Below are 18,552 nucleotides of genomic sequence, written 5' to 3' on the forward strand. Positions count from 1 at the left end.
TCACAGTTTTCAAATGTCTTATAAGATGCGGCTCAATGTTTCGCGGGATACGCCGAGATAGGATGCCAACAATGTTTTGGGAATTCGCTGTATCAAAGAGGGCTGGTTTTTAATGATCTGCTCGTATCTTTCCTTTGCACTGGAAGTAAGAAATGATAAAATACGTTGTTGCGAGCCAATATGTCCAGCAATTGATTTTTTAAGGAAAAAGTGCTCCATCTTTTGCATTTGCGTACATAGCTTCTCAAAATTTTCTAGGGTAAGGCAAAGCATTTGTGTGTTTTCAATGCATTTTAACGATAAGGTAGCGCGGCTCTGGGAATAAAAGGCTACGAAATCTGTTTCCCACCAGTCTTCCATTGCAAAAGAAATGAGATGTTCCTTGGCATCGCTATCGTTGTAGCTGAGCTTTACTAATCCTGAAAGTACAAAGTAGACATGTTTAACCGGCTGACCTTCTGCTATGATCAGTTCATTTTTCTTAAATTCTTGAAATGTAAAATGATCGAATATTGATGAAATTTCAGCATCCGAGAGGCTGATGATTTTTTCAATATGTGTTCGCAGTTTATCTTTTATAGCATTCATGTAAGATTATAATATTTGAAGTCACCTGCAAGTTATGCATCGTATACCAAGTTATAAAATGATTGCTTTATTTTCTCAAGCGAATAATGATCAATTGAACTTAACAGCATTAGGGTGAGGAGGATAGCTAGGTATCGCTGAAAGTTCGGCAATAGCTTTATCTCTCAGAAATGCTGTATCACCATTCGAATTTCTTTTAAAATCAAGCATAGGAATAGAAAAGCCCATTCAACAGTCATTGAAATGGGCTTTTTCTTAGGCATGTTTTTGGTAGATTAAATTCTATATCCTCCTGAAACTTCGATTCTTTGCGCATTTATCCATTTGGAATCATCGGAACAAAGGAATGCGACCACACTTCCAATATCATCCGGTAAACCTACTCTTCCTAGAGCTGCTTCGGAAGCTAAGTATTTATTTACGTCTGACATGTCACGAACAACACCGCCATCAAAATCTGTTTCAATGGCACCTGGAGCAAGAGAGTTGACTCTTATTTTTCTATGTCCCAGTTCTAAAGCTTGGTATCTTGATAAACCATCAATCGCTGCTTTCATAGCGCCATAAGCAGAGTACCCTGAAGATGAAAATCTTGCCAAACCTGAAGAAATATTCACAATACTGCTACCGTCATTTAGTAAGGGTAATAGTTTCTGCGTTAAGAAATATGGACCTTTGAAATGGATATTTGTCATGAGATCGACGATTTCTTCTGTCGTCGTTTCATAGCTCTGGTTGATCCCTATACCTGCGTTGTTTACGAGTGCATCCAGTTTTGCGGAAGAAAATTGTGTGTCCAAGATGTTTTTCACTTCTGTTGTGAATTGATCGAAACCTGCCGTTGTTGAGATATCAAGTGATAATGCATATGCTTTTTGTCCGATACTTTCAATTTCTTTTACCACCTCATCGGCAAATTCTCTTTTGGTTTGATAAGTAAAGAGAATATCGAAACCTTTTTTTGCAAGTTGCAAAACCGAATCTTTACCCAATCCACGGCTTGCACCCGTTACTAATGCTATTTTATGTGTCATTTTTTATTGTTTTATATATTATGATGATGTTCTAAAACGCAGTGTGTTTTTTTTATACGTTTGCTTTTTTTTAATGTTAATTTTAGAAGTCGTTATTTACCGCATTGTATTTTAGACTCAAGAAAAATCGTGGAGGCATTATTTTTACTATCAGAGAATTATATTTTCAATTTAAGAAGCTTCCTCTAAATTCATTAGGTGTACGCCCAACTTCTTTCTTAAAAAGACGTGAAAAATACGTGGTATTTTCAAAGCCTAGCAGGTACGAAATTTCAGAGATATTGAGTTCTCCTTCAGTCAATAAATTCTTTGCCTCACCGATTAAAAAAAGATGAATAAGCTCTAGTGCCGTTTTCCCTGTCTCTTCTTTAAGTAGATCGGTTAGATAACGAGAAGAAATATTTAATTTTTCTGCCATTAGAGCGACTGTCGGCAATCCGATTTCTTTTGTTTTTCGTTCTTCAAGGTTAGCAACGAGCAAGGCATTAAACTTTGTAACTGTCGCACCGGTTAACTGCTTCCGGTTGATGAATTGTCTTTTATAAAATCGCTGTGCGTATTTTAATAATGAGTCCAGATGGCTGATAATAATTGATTTGCTGAGCTCGTCCGTATTATTATGGTACTCTTTTTCGATATTGAAATACAAATTCCAGATGATATTCTCTTCTGCAGGAGAAAGGTGTAAGGCTTCATTGACTTCATAATCGAAATAACTGTACTTCTTGATTTCGTTATACAGGGCTGTTCCGGCTAAAAAATCTTCATGGATAATAATTAGAAAGCCTTTTTCTTCTAGCATAACATTTTGAAATGCCACTTTCTGACGCGGTTTTATGAATGACAGCGAACCCCTGTCGTGGTCATATTTAGTTTTACCATAAGACATGCTTCCCGATTTCAATTTTTTGAATCCGATGATGTAAAATCCAGAAGAAAATTCAAGTTTATTATTTCCCTTGCACATATCTTGTTCCCCATAAACTACGCTGAAAAGTGGGTTTTCGGGAGGATTAATACCGAAAGCCTCGTGAAGTTCACTTATTTTGTTGAAATGGTCCATCTTTTTAAAGCCATATTAAAAATAGATTTCAGAAAATTAAGATTCTGCTTATTTTAAATTTCTGTTAACCGTGTGCTGCTACTGCGATATCTTGCCAAGATTCCCAGGTTTTAAGACGCTCGGTGTAAGTATGTTGTGTCCAGTTGAATGTGTTTTTGCCTAACAGCAGTCTTAATGGTGGATTTTCGGCATCAACCAAACTTAGGATAGCTGTAGCCGTGGCATTTGGATTGCCCGAATCTTGGTCTTCTGCGTGCTCATAAAAACCTTTTCTTATGGTATCGTAAGCAGAAACTGTTGAGCTGACCGCAAGCGAATTGTTTCCGAAGAAATCGGTGGCGAATCCGGATGGCTCTACGATCGTGACTTTAACGCCAAAACCACTTACTTCGCTGGCCAATGTTTCTGTAAGCCCTTCAATTGCAAATTTAGTGGCACTGTAGAGACCCATTAATGGTACTGTATTTAATCCCAAAGCACTTGAAAGCTGAATAATCTGACCCGAGTTTTGCGCACGCATAATTGGTAATACCGCCTGAATCATCCATAATGAACCCAATACATTGGTTTCAAATTGTGCTCTAACATCGTCCTCGGTAAGTTCTTCTACAGCTCCAACGTGTCCAAAACCTGCATTATTTATGAGTACATCGATACTTCCGAAATGGTTTTTTGCGGTTTCAATTGCTTCAAAATTTCCAATTCTGTCTGTAACATCAAGTTTCAGAACCAAAAGATTTGATGAAAATTCTTGTTTCAGTTCTGCTAAAGTCTCAGGATTACGAACAGCTGCAGCCACATTGTCGCCACGTCTTAAAAATGCTTCTACCCAAATTCTTCCGAATCCACGGGATGCGCCTGTTATAAAAATTGTCTTTGCCATTCTATTATTTTTAAATATTTGATATGGACAAATTTCCGCAAATTTTTACCTGCCATTATGATACAAAAGTAGGCAATAATGAAACGTTTTTACCAACTTTTACTAGCGATCAAATTCAATTTTGTAGTTGCCGTGATTGCTATTTTGTAATTAAAAACTGATGAAATGCACGTGTTATTTTGATAAACAGCAGCATCCCATTTTATATTGATCAAAAATCTCTACGCAAGATCTATTTTTGAAAAGTTGGATGAAAAACAAAATCTCCTCATAAATTATATAGAGGGATTTTGCCTCTCAGTTTTTTTACTTTAGTACTTTTTACTTTGTTTTTGGATTTTTTTCAAACAATGCTCGATTGAATTCTACAACCTCTGGATGGGAAGGATAGCTAGACATAGCTGAAAGTTCGGCAATAGCTTTATCCCTCAAAATGGGTGCATCATCTTTCACGCCGTCCGCCAATGCTTGTTTTAGTGCTGTCGCATTCAATTCTGTGCAGTAGGCTGGCGTTCCGGGTTGGTGTCTCCAGGATTCTGAAAGTGGGCCAGCGTCAACGACATCGTATCCCGCTTGATCAACTAATGTCGCAATTACTTTTTTTGCCTCGGCATCATTACCCGCTATAGCCATGGCAATTCTGTCTTCGGCTCCCGCATCTTTTCCGCCACTGATAAGCGTTTCCGCTAATAAATTGTTGAATGCTTTGATTACCGTTCTTCCCAATTGCTCAGATACCCAGATGCTCTCTATTTTTCCATTTTTGATCTCTTCAATATCAGCATCACGGAAGGGATAATAATTGGAGGTATCGACCACAATGACCTCTTCAGGAACGTCTGCAAAAAGATCTTGAGGTAATTTCGGGATTGCTATGGTCGGTATCGCTAAAATGATCACATCAACATCCTTCACCACTTCCTTTTGATCGGCAGCTGTAACACCTAATTCCTGAGCGCGCGCATTCAATTTATCCTTGTCGCTTGTATTGTTAATTTTCACCTGGTGACCAGCCGCAGCCATTTTTTTAGCGATTGTTCCGCCTATTGCACCGGTACCTATTATTCCTATTTTCATCTGCTCCTTATTTTAATATGGATTATCTTGTATTCATGCTATCATTTGCCTTCTCTTCAAAAGCTGTTCGGAATGATCTTTCGCACAGCACAAAGTTATCGCTATTTCACTATCATTTGTATAGGCCTTTCCTGAAGGAAAGCAGACTTTTGGATTTAAACGGCTAGAAGTGCTCTAATTGCCCTTTATAAATTTCACTTTCCTTTAGGTAACTACTATCTTTTGGTTAGTAATTTTGCTGTAATTTTGCAAGGTGTAAAATAGGTGCGATCAATACTTTAGAAAATCTCGAATTGAGATGGCGCCTTTTATATAAATCACCAGATATTATGGGTAATAAAAAGAAATTGAAGCTCGCTGCGATAATTGATGGACCTGGATGGAATCATACTTCTTGGCAACATCCGGATATGCCATCAGACGCAGGCGAAAATATCGACTTTTACGTTCAGCAGGCTAAACTTGCGGAAGATGCCAAATTTGAAAGTTTATTTTTGATTGATGTCAGTCATGTTGGTCCCGGGAATATTCCACATTATCTGAGTATGTTCGAGGGAGTTTCTATTATGTCTGCCTTAGCGATGAAAACCGAACGAATAGGACTCTCTATAACAGCTTCAAGTTCTTATACAGATCCCTATAATATTGCGCGTCAGGTCTTGTCATTGGATAAAATAAGCCGCGGAAGAGTGTCACTGAATGCCATTACTTCCAATCCGGGAGGGATGGTCAATTTCAGTCGGGGTCATTTGTCGAAAGCAGATCAGTATCCCATGCATATCGAGTTTTTAGAAATTATAAGGAACTTGTGGGACACCTATGAGGACGATGCATTTGTAAGAGATAAAGAAAATGGAATCTTTTTGAATCCACACAAAATGCATTTAACAAACTACAGGGGAAAATATTTTTCTGTTGAAGGTCCTTTGAATATAAGCCGTTCTGTTCAGGGAAGACCTGTTCTATACACCGCAGGTAGCTCGCCAACATTCGTTGATATTGCGACTACTTACACAGATGGTGCTTTTATAGGAGGCTTTTCCATGGAAGAGACAAAACATACCGCTATGGCGTTGAGAAGAAATTTGGATGAGAAACAAAGAAACCAGGACAATTTTATCATCGCCACTTCGCAAAACCCGATCGTGGGAAGAACGGATGCTGAAGCGCATCAGAAATATATGGAGCTGGCTGTCCTGAATCGGTATCAGCGAATTGCTCCACCGTTGTTTTTAGGGTCTGCCGAAAGTGTAGCTGATGAAATTCATGAATGGTACGAACAGGGAATAATGGATATGCTGATCATTAAACAGGATCATCCCTACGGTCTCCGAGATTTTATCGAACTGGTCGTTCCTATTTTACAAGAACGCGGAATTTTCCATACGGAGTACGAAGAAACAACGCTACGCGGAAATCTCGAACTTCCAAAACCAGCATTCAGAAATTTTCAAAAGCATCAAGGGATTTAATGAATTCAAAAATATAAAACATGAAAAAACATATCGCTCATTCCATTTTAGAACTTGCCATCGTTTCAGAAGGCAGTACATTTGGACAGACATTACAGCATTCGCTGGAACTGGCTAAAGTAGCAGAAGCAAATAATTATAAACGTTACTGGTTTGCGGAACATCATAATTCGGCTTCGGTAGGCAGCAGTGCCACTTCGCTATTAATTTTATATGTAGCCGAAAACACCAGTAAAATAAGAGTAGGGTCGGGTGGCATTATGTTACCCAATCACTCGCCTTTGATTATTGCAGAGCAATTTGGAACATTGGCGCATCTTTATCCGAACCGGATTGATTTAGGTCTGGGAAGAGCTCCGGGTACAGATACACTGACAGCTCAGGAGATCCGTTCGGACTTTATGAAAGCTGCGCACTCATTTCCTGCAGAAATTGAGAAAATTGAACATTATTTTTCAGAATCCAACAGTACGGGTAAAGTCAGAGCTCCGATCGCAGAAGGTGCTGATGTGCCGATTTATATTTTGGGATCAAGTACCGATAGTGCGCATCTCGCCGCTCGGAAAGGATTGCCTTATGCATTTGCAAGCCATTTTGCGACAGATCATTTAATATCGGCATTAAAAATTTACCGGGAAGAGTTTCAGTCTTCTGAAGTACTGGAGAAACCTTATGCGATTGCAGGTGTTAATGTGATTATTGCTGAAACGGATGAAGAAGCACAAAAATTGTTTACATCAGTAGTCCGAATGTTTTTGGGTATCTTGACCGGAAATTCTCAACCGCTGCATCCACCAACAGAAATGACGGAGGATTTGCAGGATATTTTCCATCATCCAAGTGTACATCAGATGCTGAAATACTCATTTGTGGGCACTAAGGAAGCTGTAAAAGCACAGACTAAGGCGTTCCTTGAGCAAACTCAAGTGGATGAGCTGATCGTCGTATCGACAATCTATGATTTCAAGGATCGAATCAAGTCGACCGAATTGTTTGCTGAAGTCATGAGCGAAATCAATGCCGATGATAGCACGGATTAACATTAACCTAATCAGCTTTTCATTATATTTAAAACTAAAACAATGGCACAAAAAAAAGTTCACTGTGACTGTCTAGAAACCATAAGACCGGTGCGCGACACGTTGGATGTTATCAATGGTAAATGGAAAATACCTATTATTATATCCATTGGTGTCGGTAATGATCGTTTCACGGATATCCAGGAGAGTATTCCCGGGATCTCGCCCAAAGTTTTGGCAAAAGAACTGAAAGATCTGGAGCAGCATAAGCTGGTCAGGAGAATTGTTATCGAGGAATATCCGGTAAAGATCTCCTACCAGCTGGAGGAATATGCCGATACGCTGACTCCAGTCATCTATGCACTGAAGGATTGGGGTATTAATCATAAGAAAAAGGTGCTGGAGTAATATTTTCTGAAGTTAAAAATGCTGCTGGCTATGATTTCCGTTTTTAACTGGATTATAAAATTATAGTTTTACATTTGAAACTAGTACTTCAAACCTTAACATATGAAATCTAATTTATTGGCTTTACTTTGCTGCTTTGCGCTGATCATCTTTATTCATCCTGCATTTTCTCAGATTTCTGACAAGGATATCATCAAGGAACAGCAAAATAAAAGTCTGAAGATCTTAGTTATATCGGATTTAAATGATAGTTATGGATCTACGACTTACAGTCAGGAAGTGTTGGATTTAGTGGGAAGTGTTTCAACATTAAAGCCAGATCTTATTTTGTGCGGTGGCGATATGGTTGCAGGACAAAAGAAGACTTTAACGAGAGAGGCTATTCAGGCTATGTGGAAGGGATTTGATCAGGCTGTTCTGCAACCTATAAAGGCTTCTGGAGTACCATTTGGATTTACGATGGGCAATCATGATGCATCTCCCAATTTTGTGCTGGATCGTGAAGTTTCGGCATCATTTTGGGCTAATCATAAAGCTGATGTCAATCTAACTTTCATCGAGAGCAGTCATTTTCCGTATTACTTTTCTTATTTAAAAAATAATGTGTTCATTATTTCCTGGGATGCTTCATCATCTCAAATCCCAGATAAAGTGAAAAGCTGGATGAAGGAGCAGCTGGATAGCCCTGTGGCTAAAGAGGCGAGATTTAAAATCGTATTAGGTCACCTGCCTTTATATGCACTTGTTGAAAGTAAAAATAAACCAGGAGAAGTTCTGGAGCATGCTGATGAGACCTTGCAGTTTTTGAAAGAAAATCAGGTAGACCTGTATTTATCTGGTCATCAACATGTGTATTACCCTGCTAAAAAGGAATCGGTGATTTTATATCATAGCGGTTGTCTGGGTGGAGGGCCTCGTTCTTTATTGGGGCATCATGAGGCTCCATATAAGTCCTATGGCTTTATTGAAATCCCGAAAAATATAAAAAATAAGGGTTCGGTAAAAGTCAGCGCGATAAGAGCGGATGATAAGCATGAAGTTAAACTGGAAGATTTACCTGCTCAGGTTTCGGGATTTAACGGGAGCTTAAACAGAATCGACCTCTCGAAGTAGTATAACAAAAAGACCTTTTCAGCCCATAGCTGAAAAGGTCTTTTAAATTATTGTGTTAGCTGTTATGTGCTCTATTATAGCTGTATAATAAATATGATCTAAGGTAATAGTTCATATACTCGGACGTAATCGATTTCAAAAACATTCGGAAATATCTTGTCATCAACTCCATGTTTACCGCCCCAATTTCCGCCGATGGCTAAATTGAGCAGCCAGTGAAATTTTTGATCAAAGGGCCATTCGGCAAAGGTTTTATGTTCGTTTTCAACATAAAAAATCTCCTGATCATCGATAAATCCTTTGATATATTCGGGCGTCCAATCCACACGGTACAGGTGAAAATCATCGGAAACACCTGCTACTTTTGTTGTTGCTGTTTTTTGGGTGTTGATATTGTGGTTATAAGCTTTGGTATGGGTGGAGATATGGAGCACATCCTGATCGTACCCCACGTGTTCCAGGATATCGATCTCCCCTGAGTTGGGCCAGTTGCCATAGGTTGATGCTGTCGGTAGCATCCAGATCGCAGGCCAATTGCCTCGTCCTCGCGGTAATTTTGCACGGGCTTCAAAGCGGCCGTACAGGAAATCACCTTTATCTTTGCTCACTAATCGGGCAGAAGTGTAAGGTTTACCACCTTTGCTTTCTTTTAAAGCTTTGATTTTTAAGACCCCTTTACCGACAACTGAGTTTTTTAGCGAAGATGCAACATAATACTGATCCTCATTATTGCCCCAGCCGTTATATTTTGAACCTACATCATACGACCATTTGGTCGTGTCGGGTAAGCCCTCATAATTAAATTCGTCGGCCCAGACAGGTTCAGTCGAAAAGCGGTAGGCATTTTTCTGGGTTGATGAAGCACTTGTATTTAACTTTTTAGCTGTTACGTAAAAAGGGATGTTGGCCGTAGCTACGTTGTTGTGACCATCGGAAACATAGACAAACAACCGGTATGCGCCTTCTTCTGCAGGAGCTGTGAGCTGTGTGTGCTGCTGCCCCTCATCTGCCACACGTCCTGGGATAGCCTTCGGTCTTTCTTCACGGTCACCACCTTCTTTCAGGTCGGTACTTTCGTGCAGAAGCTCCCAGCGTGTCGTTAACTTGTCGCCATCCGGATCGCTTACAGACACAGCAACGGGATAAGTTTTACCCGGTTCGACATAAACAAAGTCAGCCGCCTTTTTTCCATCTAACAGGAGGGACGATACATGTGGAGAACGGTTTTCAGGCCATTTTTTTGACCAGAGGTATTGCATCACATCGACCACTTCGTTTTCTTCACCAGCTTCGGTGAACAGTCCGTACCAGGTGGGGGTGCGCTCTTGTTTCTGACCCCATAAGAAAACATAAGACCCTAAGCAGTTTTTGTCTGTGCCGATAGAGGCCTCATAACGGCTTTTGTAGACCGCCGCTTTTTCACTGCTGTTCTCTTCTATGGAAGCAGACCAAGGTGTCTGTGTCACCTCCCAGTGCCCTGTAGGCCCCCATTCGGTCACGATATAAGGTTTAGTCCAGCCGACACTTTTAATCTGTTGCGGTACGGACGCGAGACCTCCGTATACCTGAACAGCGATCAGATCGATAGCCGGACATTTCTCCTGAATATAATCAAATTCCTTTTGGTTGATCCCTGCCAACATGGTTGTCACCAAGTGATTAGGGTCTAGTTCATGAATCATTACTGCAATCGCATTGACCGCATCCCATACCTTGGGATTGCTGTAATGGAGGTTCAGTTCATTGCCGATTCCCCAGGCTAAAAGCGCTGGATGGTTTCGGTACTGCAGGACGGTCTTACGGATGCCCTCCAATTGTTGCGCTACCTGTTCGGGGTTGCTGTAGTCAAATCCATGTCTTTCGGCCCGTACATCTAGTCCTAAAGTCACGGTAAGTCCCAAGCGATGGGCATCGTCCAATATTTTTCCCGCATTGTGCGGGTTCCAAGTACGTATGGAGTTACCTCCATACGCTTTTAGACGATCCATATAATTGCTGCCACCGGCGCCTTTGATAAAATACGGCTGACCGTCACGCTTGATGGTGTAACCATCGTTTTCTTTAGCGATGACGGTTTTGACGGGTTCGTTGTCCTGCGATACCGCCAGCTGTACGTTGAAAAGGAGCAGGGAACATAAAATTCCTGTTTTTATATGCATCATGATTTATCTGAAATTAGGGTTAGCATCGATCTGCGTTTGCGGTATAGGCAATGATTCACTCACACCAGGAATAAATTTAGCGCCAAATACTTCTTTTGCTTTACCGGTACGGACCAGGTCATTGAAACGTTCACCCCACCATTCACAGGCAAATTCTGCTCTGCGCTCGTCTAATATCTGGTTTAGCGTCACATTGGCAATAGCACCCAATTTAGCCCTTTCGCGTACCAATCGGAACGGTTCGTCGCCATTTTGTCCTTTCCGTACTTTTGCTTCCGCATTTAAAAGCAGTACATCTGCATAACGTAAGATACGAACATTATTGTTGGCGCCATATTCCATACGTCCTTCGGTCATCTGTGCTTTTGGAAGATACGCTTTTCCGTTGAAATATTTGATACCGAATGGATTGCCATAGACCACATCACCGCTCGGGGTAGTAACCGAAGTAGCAGGATTACCGTTGATGCCACAGTACTGAATCGTGTTTTTCAAGCGTTCAACATCGCCACGGTTCGTTAGGAAATCGACAATATTTTGAGATGGCGGTACCCAGCCCGCTCCGGAGATGGGACTTCCTTTTTGATCGCCCGACGGTCCCTGCCACCTAAAGAATGTTCCCCAGTCTACTCCGGGACGTACAATATCGCCTGTACCTACGCCAAAATCAGAATATTGCAGTTCAAATAGGGATTCATTGGCCAGTTTTCCGGGAAGCTTAAAGAGCTCGTAGAGGTTTGGATATAAGGAGAATTTATTGCTCGCAATGATCTTATTGGTCGCATCCAAGACTTCTTCCCAATGCGGACTGCTGTTATCATTACCGGCAAGATCTGCTGCGGCTTTGGCTTTGAGGAGCAGTGCCGTATATTTGGTCACGGCACCGATATGGATGGACTGATTCGGACGTGCATCTTCCAGTGCTTCGATGCATTCATTCATTTCGGCAATGATAAATTGTCTTACTTGGGCCGCAGTGCTTTTTTCGATGGTTGCCAGGCGTCCAATATTTTCACTGTCGATCAAGATAGGCACGTTTCCGAACAGGCGGGAGGCCATCAGGTGGGCGTATGCACGCAGAAAACGGACCTCCGCTTTGTATTGCTTATTGAGGTTGAGGTCTTTGCTGTTGCCGGCCGATATTTTTGCCGCGAAATTATCCAGTTCGATCAGGGCATTGTTGGCCGCGATGACCAGGCTGTAATAACTGATCCACGATTGGTTCAGTCCCCAGTACGACTGCACGGTTACATCGTTCTGGAAGTTTTTGATGGCCATGAGTTCCGGATTATCATTGGGGCTGGGAGCAGCCTGCAGGTAATCATCATCGCGCATGCAGCGGATGGATAGATCGATCCAATGGACCAGGTTGTCATCGGCTGCCGAGCGGTATACGCCAGAAACGGGGCCATACATAAGCGCAGGGTTGCTGTAATCGATTTCTTCCGAACGCTGCTGGTTTTCAAGAGGCTTGTCCAAAAACTTTTTACAGCTCGTCATGGATAACGGTACTGCTATACAGCTTGCTATGAGGATATATTTAAAGGTATTCATAAGATTAGAAAGTAAGGTTAAAAATTAAAAGGAAACTTTGACGCCTAGGCTGTAGGTGGATGCAATTGGATATACATTGGCATCAAATCCCATTTCCCCGATTTCCGGTGTAAAACCATTGTATTTGGTAAACATAAAAGGTCGATCTGCCGTAACGAATATGCGGGTTGGCATTTTCGGGAAGTCAAAACTATAACCTAACTGAATATTTTGTACGCGGAGGTAAGCGCCACTTTCGACAAAGAATGAACTTGCCTGTAGGTTCCATGAAGCCACCGAACCTGCTGCCGATGGATGGGTGTTGCTTGTTCCTTCACCTGTCCATAGTTTATCAACAAAGGCTGCATCCACATTCATCTGATTGTATTTTCTGCGCATAGCCCGGTTGAGGTTATGGATTTTATTGCCACTCACCCCTTGAAAGGCGACGCTTAGGTCAAACTTTTTGTAATCGAATGCCAAGTTGAAACCATAGGTGATCTTTGGCAGGTAGTTTCCGAGATTGATACGGTCGTTTTCATCCAGTTCGCCATTATTATTCTGATCCTTATACTGGAGATAACCCGGTAAAATAGGGGCGTTTGGATTTTGCTGATTGTATGCCTTTGCGATCGGATCGGCATCGATCTGCGCCTGATTTTGGTACACGCCTGCTACTTCATAACCATAGTAAAAGTTGATGGGTTCGTTGATCTGGATTCTGGCCGGAAATTCTGCTGACCATTCCGGAAAGCCGTTCATGATATTCTCAAGTCCGCCCAGATTTTTAACGGTATTTTTCAATGTCGTTACATTTCCGCCAATGGAATAGCCCAATGCACCGACTTTATCTTTCCATTGAAGGGAAAGCTCCCATCCGCTGTTGGCGACACTGCCCCAGTTTCCATATACACGGTCCCACGAAAATGGAATAGGTCTGCTGAAGGCAAGATCATGGGTTGTTCTGTGGTAATAGTCTAATGTACCGCTCAGACGGTTGTTCAACAAGGCAAAATCGATACCGCCATCCCATTCTTCCACCACTTCCCAACGGACCTGTGAAAAGAACCTGCCAACACGGTATCCCGGAATACGGGTTCCGTTAGTACTGCCCTCACTACCAAAGATGCCTGAGAAATTGTTTCCGGAATATACGGTTGCATAGCCTGCATTGGGCTGGATACCGTCATTGCCCAGTTTACCCCAGCTTCCACGGAGTTTCAGTTGATTGAAAAGCTTTTGGTTTTCCATAAACTTCTCTCTGGTCAGCACCCATCCTAAACCCACAGATGGGAAATAGCCCCACTTGGTCTGGTATTTGGAACTTCCGTCCGCACGGAAGGTAGCGGTCAATAAGTATTTGTTGTCATAATCGTACGTTCCTCTGGTAAAATAAGATATTCCCGCGTTTCGAGAACCCCTTTCACCATATCCCGTGGCCGATCCGATTCCCTGAGCACCAACACCAACATACCAGAACTCTTCCGAGTCAGGTACATCATTGGCCTGTACCCAGGTTTCACGCCAGCGGTCTTCACGTGTTGACTGTCCCAGGAGGACTGACCAGTGGTGTTTGCCAGCTTCATCTTTATACGTCAGTAAATTATCTAAGATGTAGTTGTTGTTACGGGCCTGTGCCGAACGCAGGAAAGAACGGTCATTTCGCTGGTCGTTATCGATGTAATAGATTGGGTTATAGCCGATGTTATGCGTTGATTGATAGCGCTGGCTAAGCTGTGATTTGAATGTAATTTTATCTTTCCATAGTTCTGCCTCTACATAGAAACTAGGCAGGATCTGAAATCCTTTAGTCTGATTGTTTCTGTAGAAGGCTGTAGCGATCGGATTGTTGTACCAAAATCCTGACTGCATACCGATGGCGGTACTGGAACCGAACTTTTCAGGTTTTGAAAGTTCGATGGACGGATCGTAAACAGGGTATAAAGGCGATGCAAAATACGCCTGACGGAAAGCGGCATTATCGGGATGATAGGATTTAAAATTATTTAAATGTGCCATAAACCCAACTTTCAGCCAATCTGTAACCTTAGCATCGGCCTGCATGCGCATATTAAACTTCTGATTGTTGTTTTTAGCATCCATGATGCCTTCTTGTTTGACGTAGTTGAGACCAAAGGCATAGGTAATTTTTTCACTGCCGCCCATGATATCCACATTATGGTTCATAATGAGTGCTTTTGAACGCAATAGTTCATCGAACCAATCGGTATCCATGGCCGGATTAGTCTCAGTACCACCATATTTTTCAACTGATTTTTTGACAAAGGCACCATTTCCGGTCGCATTGGCATAGTTGGCATACTGTTGTGCATTGGCCATTTTTAAGACATTGGTCGGGGTCTGAAAGCCTGCAAATCCATTGTACGTGACGCGCGATTTCATATTAAGACTTCCTTTTTTGGTTGTCACGAGGATAACCCCATTTGCGGCACGGACACCATAGATGGCAGCACCGGATGCATCTTTTAAGATGGAGATATCGGCAATGTCATTGGGGTTTAGGAAATCAATGTTATCCATAAACATCCCATCGACAACATACAGCGGGCTTTCATTGTTGAATGAACCTACACCGCGGACGCGCACGGAGGGTGTTGATCCCGGAGCTCCCGAGCTGACAACCTGTACACCTGCAACGGCACCCTGAAGGGCATCCATCGAATTTGAAACCGTACGTTTGGCCATATCCTGCATATTAACTGTCGCAATAGGTGCTGTTAAATCCCCTTTGCGCTGTGTACCGTAACCGACTACCACGACTTCATCCAGATTAAAATCGGCTTTAGCCTTTAATTGGATGTTGACGGCATTGCCGGTGATGGCGACTGTTTTGGTTTCATAGCCCAAAGAAGAGACGGTCAAATAACTGGTGTTTTGGGGAATAGTGAGGGAGAAATCTCCGTTCTCGTTGCTGCTTGTTCCAATTTTGGAACCTCCAGATAAGGTAATGCTTGCCACTAGCGGAATCCCCAGTTCATTTGTGACTTTACCTGTAATCGTTCTGCTCTGTGCACTTACCGTATGGGTAAGACAAGACAGAAGAGCAACACTTGCCATGATGCTAACATTATTTTTCATGCTTGCTGAATTAAAAAATTTAGGAATGTTTATAATTAGCTCAAAATTAGATTTAGATGGGCATAAGTTAAATTTAAACACTACTTCATTACTACTTCATGTTGCGTTAATGCGTTTAAAATCGCTATATTTGGGGTACGTCAATTGTACGTCAACCCTTATAAACAGTTTGTATGAAGTATCTCGCAGTCCTTTATTTTTTCGTTTTTTTTATAACACCCATTTCATTACGGGCACAAAATTTATTGGGATTACCGCTGGTCAATAACTATAATAAAACCGTGTATGGCGGAGGTAGCCGGACTTGGGATATTAAACAAGATAGCAGGGGCATCCTATATTTTGGAAACAGTGAAGGGCTGATTACTTTTGATGGCCGGTACTGGAAATCGTATGCATTGCCCAACCATACCATTATCCGTTCGTTATGGATTGATCAGCATGATCGGATCTATGTGGGCGGTCAGGGAGATTTCGGTTACTTCGAACCAGCCGAGCAGGGTGGTCTGAGGTATACATCACTGAAAGCCCTGATTCCGGAAGAATACCGCAATTTTGCTGACATCTGGAATACGCTGTCTTTTGGGCAGTCTGTTTTCTTTAGAGCGACGAATGTCATTTTTGAACTCAAAGGGCAAAAAATAGCGGTACATCCCGCCGCTGCGGAATGGTATTTTATGGGCAAGGTGGGTGAATCGCTCTTTGCGCAAGATAAAAAAAATGGCTTATTAGTCTACCGGAATAACCACTGGTCACCCGTGCTGGCAACGTTGCCTTACCGCGAAATGAAAATCGCATCAATGCTTCCGCTTGGTAAAGAGCGGATCGTGGTATCTACTTTAAATAACCAGAACTACTTATTGAAGGACAGGGTGTTATTACAGTTGAATAAGGAGCACTGGGATGATAGCTATACGCCATCTGCCGCACGTATCGATGACTCCACCTTCGTTGTCGGCAATGCAAAAGAGGGCTGTCATATCCGTGATCGCGATGGGAAAACGATTCAACGCATCGGTATTCGGGAAGGTTTGGTGAACAAGAATATTTCAGCGGTATTTGTGGACCAGCAAAAAAATATCTGGGTGGCCAGTGACAATGGGATTTCGGTGATTTCGTACGGATCTGCGGTACGGTATCTGCGTCCCAATCTTGAAAATGAGGTGACTGGGCTATCGTCGCTGATCTTTGATCATAAGCTTTATTTATCTTCATCCAACGGGGTATATGTGGCACCTATCAGCAAAGGGCTGAAAGATCAGAGCCGTTCGTTGAGTTCTTTTTCACTTTTTCCGAAAAGTGATGGTGGCGAGGCCTGGTTGCTCGAAGAACTGAACGGACGCTTATTACTGGGGCACAATAAAGGATTGTTTCAGATTCAGGATCAAGCTTTACTGCCGTTGTCCAATCGGACAGGTACCTGGAATGTACTGCCATTGAATTCCGTTTATCCGGTAAATCAGGCTCTGGTGGGTACTTATCAGGGTTTAGAGCTGTTAAATTATCAAAACGGTATTTTTCAGTCCGGCGGTCAGTTGCGCGGGTTTGTGGATTCATATCGCTTTTTAGAATTGGACGAGAAGAAAACGATTTGGGCCTCGCATCCTTATCGTGGCATTTACCGCATACGCTTGGCGGCAGACCGTCATGCATATGATGCTGTTCTATTAACGAAGAAGAATGGTTTACCGTCAGACTATCAGAATTTTGTGTTCAAGATTAAGGATCAGATCGTTTTTGCCACAGAAAAGGGGCTGTACACCTACGATTATACCAAAAATGCGTTTGTCAAGTCTGCTGATTATAAGGAATTTGATGGTCTGACGATCCGCTATCTAAAGGAGGATAAAGAGGGCAATATCTGGTACTGTACAGATAAATACGTCGGGGTCGCACAATTTGATACAAAAAATAAGAGCTATCAGCTTATCAAATTTCCAGAAATTGAAGGCATGAATACTTCGGGATTTGATCATATCAATACCTATGATAAAAACAACATCTATATCGGTGCTGAAAAAGGGATCATCCATATCAACTATGAAAAATATATTCAGGAAGCGCGGAAACCACTTGTGCTATTGTCGCAGGTAACGGCAAAATCAGCGCAGGACAGTATTCTATTTGCCGGGTATTTCACCAAAAATGCAACCGGAACTTACGAGCAGCTCCGTGCGGACCAGTTGGAGCTGGCCTCCAAATTCAATTCTTTTCAGTTTGCTTTCTCTTCGCCAAGTTTTGGTATCCATGAACATATGGAGTTCAGCTATCAACTGGTCGGTTATGATGAGAACTGGTCCACATGGGAGAATATTGCTGAAAAATCATATACCAACCTGCCAAGTGGAAAGTATCGTTTTCAGGTTCGGGTTCGAAACAATTTAAATCAGATCTCCGAGACCGTTAGCTATGATTTTACGATTCTACCACCCTGGTATCTGAGTATCTGGGCAAAGCTGGTCTATATTCTATTGGGAGCATTGAGCATCTATCTCTTTTTTAAGGTGCAAAAGCAGGTTTGGAAAAAGCAACAGCTTCAATATGAGAAGAAAATGGCACAGCTCCGCTACATCCATCAGCTGGAAATCGAAAAGAGCGAAAAGGAAATTGTAAAGCTCAATAATGAAAAGCTGGAACAGGAAGTCCTGGTGAAAACGAAAGAGCTGGCCAGTGCGAGTATGCAGCTTTTGGAAAATTCGGGAACGCTTGTTAAAGTCCGTGATGAACTGGCAAAAATAGAAGGGAGTGAGGAAGAGGCTTCGGAATTAAAACGGATCAACAATTTACTGAAAGATGTGGAGAAAAATAGTGCCAACTGGGATCAGTTTGCGCTGCATTTTGATGAACTGAATGATGGCTTTTTGAATAAGCTGAAATCCAATCACGAGGGGTTATCACGGAATGATCTTAAAGTCTGTGCTTATCTGAAATTGAATTTCACCACCAAGCAGATCGCGCAGTTGCAGAATATTACGGTCAGAGGAGTTGAAATACACCGGTACCGTTTACGTAAAAAACTACCAGTAGGAAAAGATCAGTCTTTAAGTGATTTTTTGAATGAAATCTAGAGGCATTTAAGCCTGGTTTTCTTTCATTGGGTA

At 42.0% G+C, this 18,552-nt stretch carries 13 protein-coding genes and 1 pseudogene; 5 read left to right on the plus strand and 9 right to left on the minus strand.

Going from position 1 to position 18,552, the window contains the following annotated elements; all coding sequences use genetic code 11:
- Nucleotides 1-18 precede the first annotated feature (18 nt).
- From M2265_RS00750 to M2265_RS00770, 5 genes are all read right to left on the minus strand, one after another.
- On the minus strand, nt 19-588 hold the full coding sequence (locus M2265_RS00750; RefSeq protein WP_243655381.1) for a Crp/Fnr family transcriptional regulator: 570 nt from the start codon (nt 586-588) through the stop codon (nt 19-21).
- 275 nt (nt 589-863) lie between these two features.
- Entirely contained in the window at nt 864-1,622 is a 759-nt protein-coding gene (locus tag M2265_RS00755; protein WP_132768605.1) for an SDR family NAD(P)-dependent oxidoreductase, read from the minus strand.
- A 166-nt stretch (nt 1,623-1,788) separates the two neighbouring features.
- Nucleotides 1,789-2,685, minus strand: coding sequence for a helix-turn-helix domain-containing protein (locus M2265_RS00760; protein ID WP_132768603.1), 897 nt, complete (start codon nt 2,683-2,685; stop codon nt 1,789-1,791).
- Nucleotides 2,686-2,749: 64 nt separating this feature from the next.
- Nucleotides 2,750-3,568 (minus strand): SDR family NAD(P)-dependent oxidoreductase, encoded by an 819-nt coding sequence (locus M2265_RS00765; RefSeq protein ID WP_132768602.1) that lies wholly within the window; start codon nt 3,566-3,568, stop codon nt 2,750-2,752.
- Between the two features lie 321 nt (nt 3,569-3,889).
- Entirely contained in the window at nt 3,890-4,645 is a 756-nt protein-coding gene (locus tag M2265_RS00770) for an NADPH-dependent F420 reductase (protein ID WP_132768600.1), read from the minus strand.
- Nucleotides 4,646-4,974: 329 nt separating this feature from the next.
- Here M2265_RS00770 and M2265_RS00775 point away from each other — a divergent pair, with 329 nt between their 5' ends.
- The 4 genes from M2265_RS00775 (at nt 4,975) to M2265_RS00790 (ending at nt 8,657) form a co-directional block, all read left to right on the plus strand.
- Nucleotides 4,975-6,117, plus strand: coding sequence for an LLM class flavin-dependent oxidoreductase (locus tag M2265_RS00775; RefSeq protein WP_132768599.1), 1,143 nt, complete (start codon nt 4,975-4,977; stop codon nt 6,115-6,117).
- Nucleotides 6,118-6,137: 20 nt separating this feature from the next.
- Nucleotides 6,138-7,157 (plus strand): LLM class flavin-dependent oxidoreductase, encoded by a 1,020-nt coding sequence (locus M2265_RS00780; RefSeq protein ID WP_132768597.1) that lies wholly within the window; start codon nt 6,138-6,140, stop codon nt 7,155-7,157.
- Between the two features lie 90 nt (nt 7,158-7,247).
- Nucleotides 7,248-7,544, plus strand: coding sequence for a winged helix-turn-helix transcriptional regulator (locus tag M2265_RS00785; RefSeq protein WP_243655380.1), 297 nt, complete (start codon nt 7,248-7,250; stop codon nt 7,542-7,544).
- A gap of 102 nt (nt 7,545-7,646) precedes the next feature.
- Nucleotides 7,647-8,657, plus strand: coding sequence for a metallophosphoesterase family protein (locus M2265_RS00790; protein ID WP_132768594.1), 1,011 nt, complete (start codon nt 7,647-7,649; stop codon nt 8,655-8,657).
- 98 nt (nt 8,658-8,755) lie between these two features.
- Here the strand turns inward: M2265_RS00790 and M2265_RS00795 are convergent, their stop codons facing one another.
- The 4 genes and pseudogenes from M2265_RS00795 to M2265_RS00810 all read right to left on the minus strand — a co-directional run bounded on the left by M2265_RS00795 (nt 8,756) and on the right by M2265_RS00810 (nt 15,451).
- The gene (locus M2265_RS00795) at nt 8,756-10,819 is read right to left on the minus strand and encodes a glycoside hydrolase family 16 protein (RefSeq protein ID WP_132768592.1); all 2,064 of its coding nucleotides are present in this window, start codon (nt 10,817-10,819) and stop codon (nt 8,756-8,758) included.
- 3 nt (nt 10,820-10,822) lie between these two features.
- On the minus strand, nt 10,823-11,761 hold the full coding sequence (locus tag M2265_RS00800) for a RagB/SusD family nutrient uptake outer membrane protein (RefSeq protein ID WP_264599336.1): 939 nt from the start codon (nt 11,759-11,761) through the stop codon (nt 10,823-10,825).
- A gap of 24 nt (nt 11,762-11,785) precedes the next feature.
- Nucleotides 11,786-12,373, minus strand: a pseudogene (locus M2265_RS26900) (RagB/SusD family nutrient uptake outer membrane protein); the annotation flags it as partial.
- Between the two features lie 24 nt (nt 12,374-12,397).
- Nucleotides 12,398-15,451 carry a SusC/RagA family TonB-linked outer membrane protein gene (locus tag M2265_RS00810; RefSeq protein ID WP_132768589.1) on the minus strand — a complete coding sequence of 1,018 codons (3,054 nt, stop codon included), beginning with the start codon at nt 15,449-15,451 and terminating at the stop codon, nt 12,398-12,400.
- Between the two features lie 173 nt (nt 15,452-15,624).
- On the opposite strand from M2265_RS00810, the gene M2265_RS00815 reads away from it, so the two are divergent.
- The gene (locus M2265_RS00815) at nt 15,625-18,519 is read left to right on the plus strand and encodes a triple tyrosine motif-containing protein (protein ID WP_132768587.1); all 2,895 of its coding nucleotides are present in this window, start codon (nt 15,625-15,627) and stop codon (nt 18,517-18,519) included.
- The last annotated feature ends 33 nt before the right edge of the window (nt 18,520-18,552 follow it).

The organism is Sphingobacterium kitahiroshimense, assembly GCF_025961315.1.
GTDB classification, from domain to species: Bacteria; Bacteroidota; Bacteroidia; order Sphingobacteriales; family Sphingobacteriaceae; genus Sphingobacterium; species Sphingobacterium anhuiense.

Bases quoted from the DNA above. Each gene is read 5' to 3' on its own strand.
- M2265_RS00750 (WP_243655381.1), bottom strand. From the start codon at position 588: ATGAATGCTATAAAAGATAAACTGCGAACACATATTGAAAAAATCATC.
- M2265_RS00755 (WP_132768605.1), bottom strand. From the start codon at position 1,622: ATGACACATAAAATAGCATTAGTAACGGGTGCAAGCCGTGGATTGGGT.
- M2265_RS00760 (WP_132768603.1), bottom strand. From the start codon at position 2,685: ATGGACCATTTCAACAAAATAAGTGAACTTCACGAGGCTTTCGGTATT.
- M2265_RS00765 (WP_132768602.1), bottom strand. From the start codon at position 3,568: ATGGCAAAGACAATTTTTATAACAGGCGCATCCCGTGGATTCGGAAGA.
- M2265_RS00770 (WP_132768600.1), bottom strand. From the start codon at position 4,645: ATGAAAATAGGAATAATAGGTACCGGTGCAATAGGCGGAACAATCGCT.
- M2265_RS00775 (WP_132768599.1), top strand. From the start codon at position 4,975: ATGGGTAATAAAAAGAAATTGAAGCTCGCTGCGATAATTGATGGACCT.
- M2265_RS00780 (WP_132768597.1), top strand. From the start codon at position 6,138: ATGAAAAAACATATCGCTCATTCCATTTTAGAACTTGCCATCGTTTCA.
- M2265_RS00790 (WP_132768594.1), top strand. From the start codon at position 7,647: ATGAAATCTAATTTATTGGCTTTACTTTGCTGCTTTGCGCTGATCATC.
- M2265_RS00795 (WP_132768592.1), bottom strand. From the start codon at position 10,819: ATGATGCATATAAAAACAGGAATTTTATGTTCCCTGCTCCTTTTCAAC.
- M2265_RS00800 (WP_264599336.1), bottom strand. From the start codon at position 11,761: ATGAATGAATGCATCGAAGCACTGGAAGATGCACGTCCGAATCAGTCC.
- M2265_RS00810 (WP_132768589.1), bottom strand. From the start codon at position 15,451: ATGAAAAATAATGTTAGCATCATGGCAAGTGTTGCTCTTCTGTCTTGT.
- M2265_RS00815 (WP_132768587.1), top strand. From the start codon at position 15,625: ATGAAGTATCTCGCAGTCCTTTATTTTTTCGTTTTTTTTATAACACCC.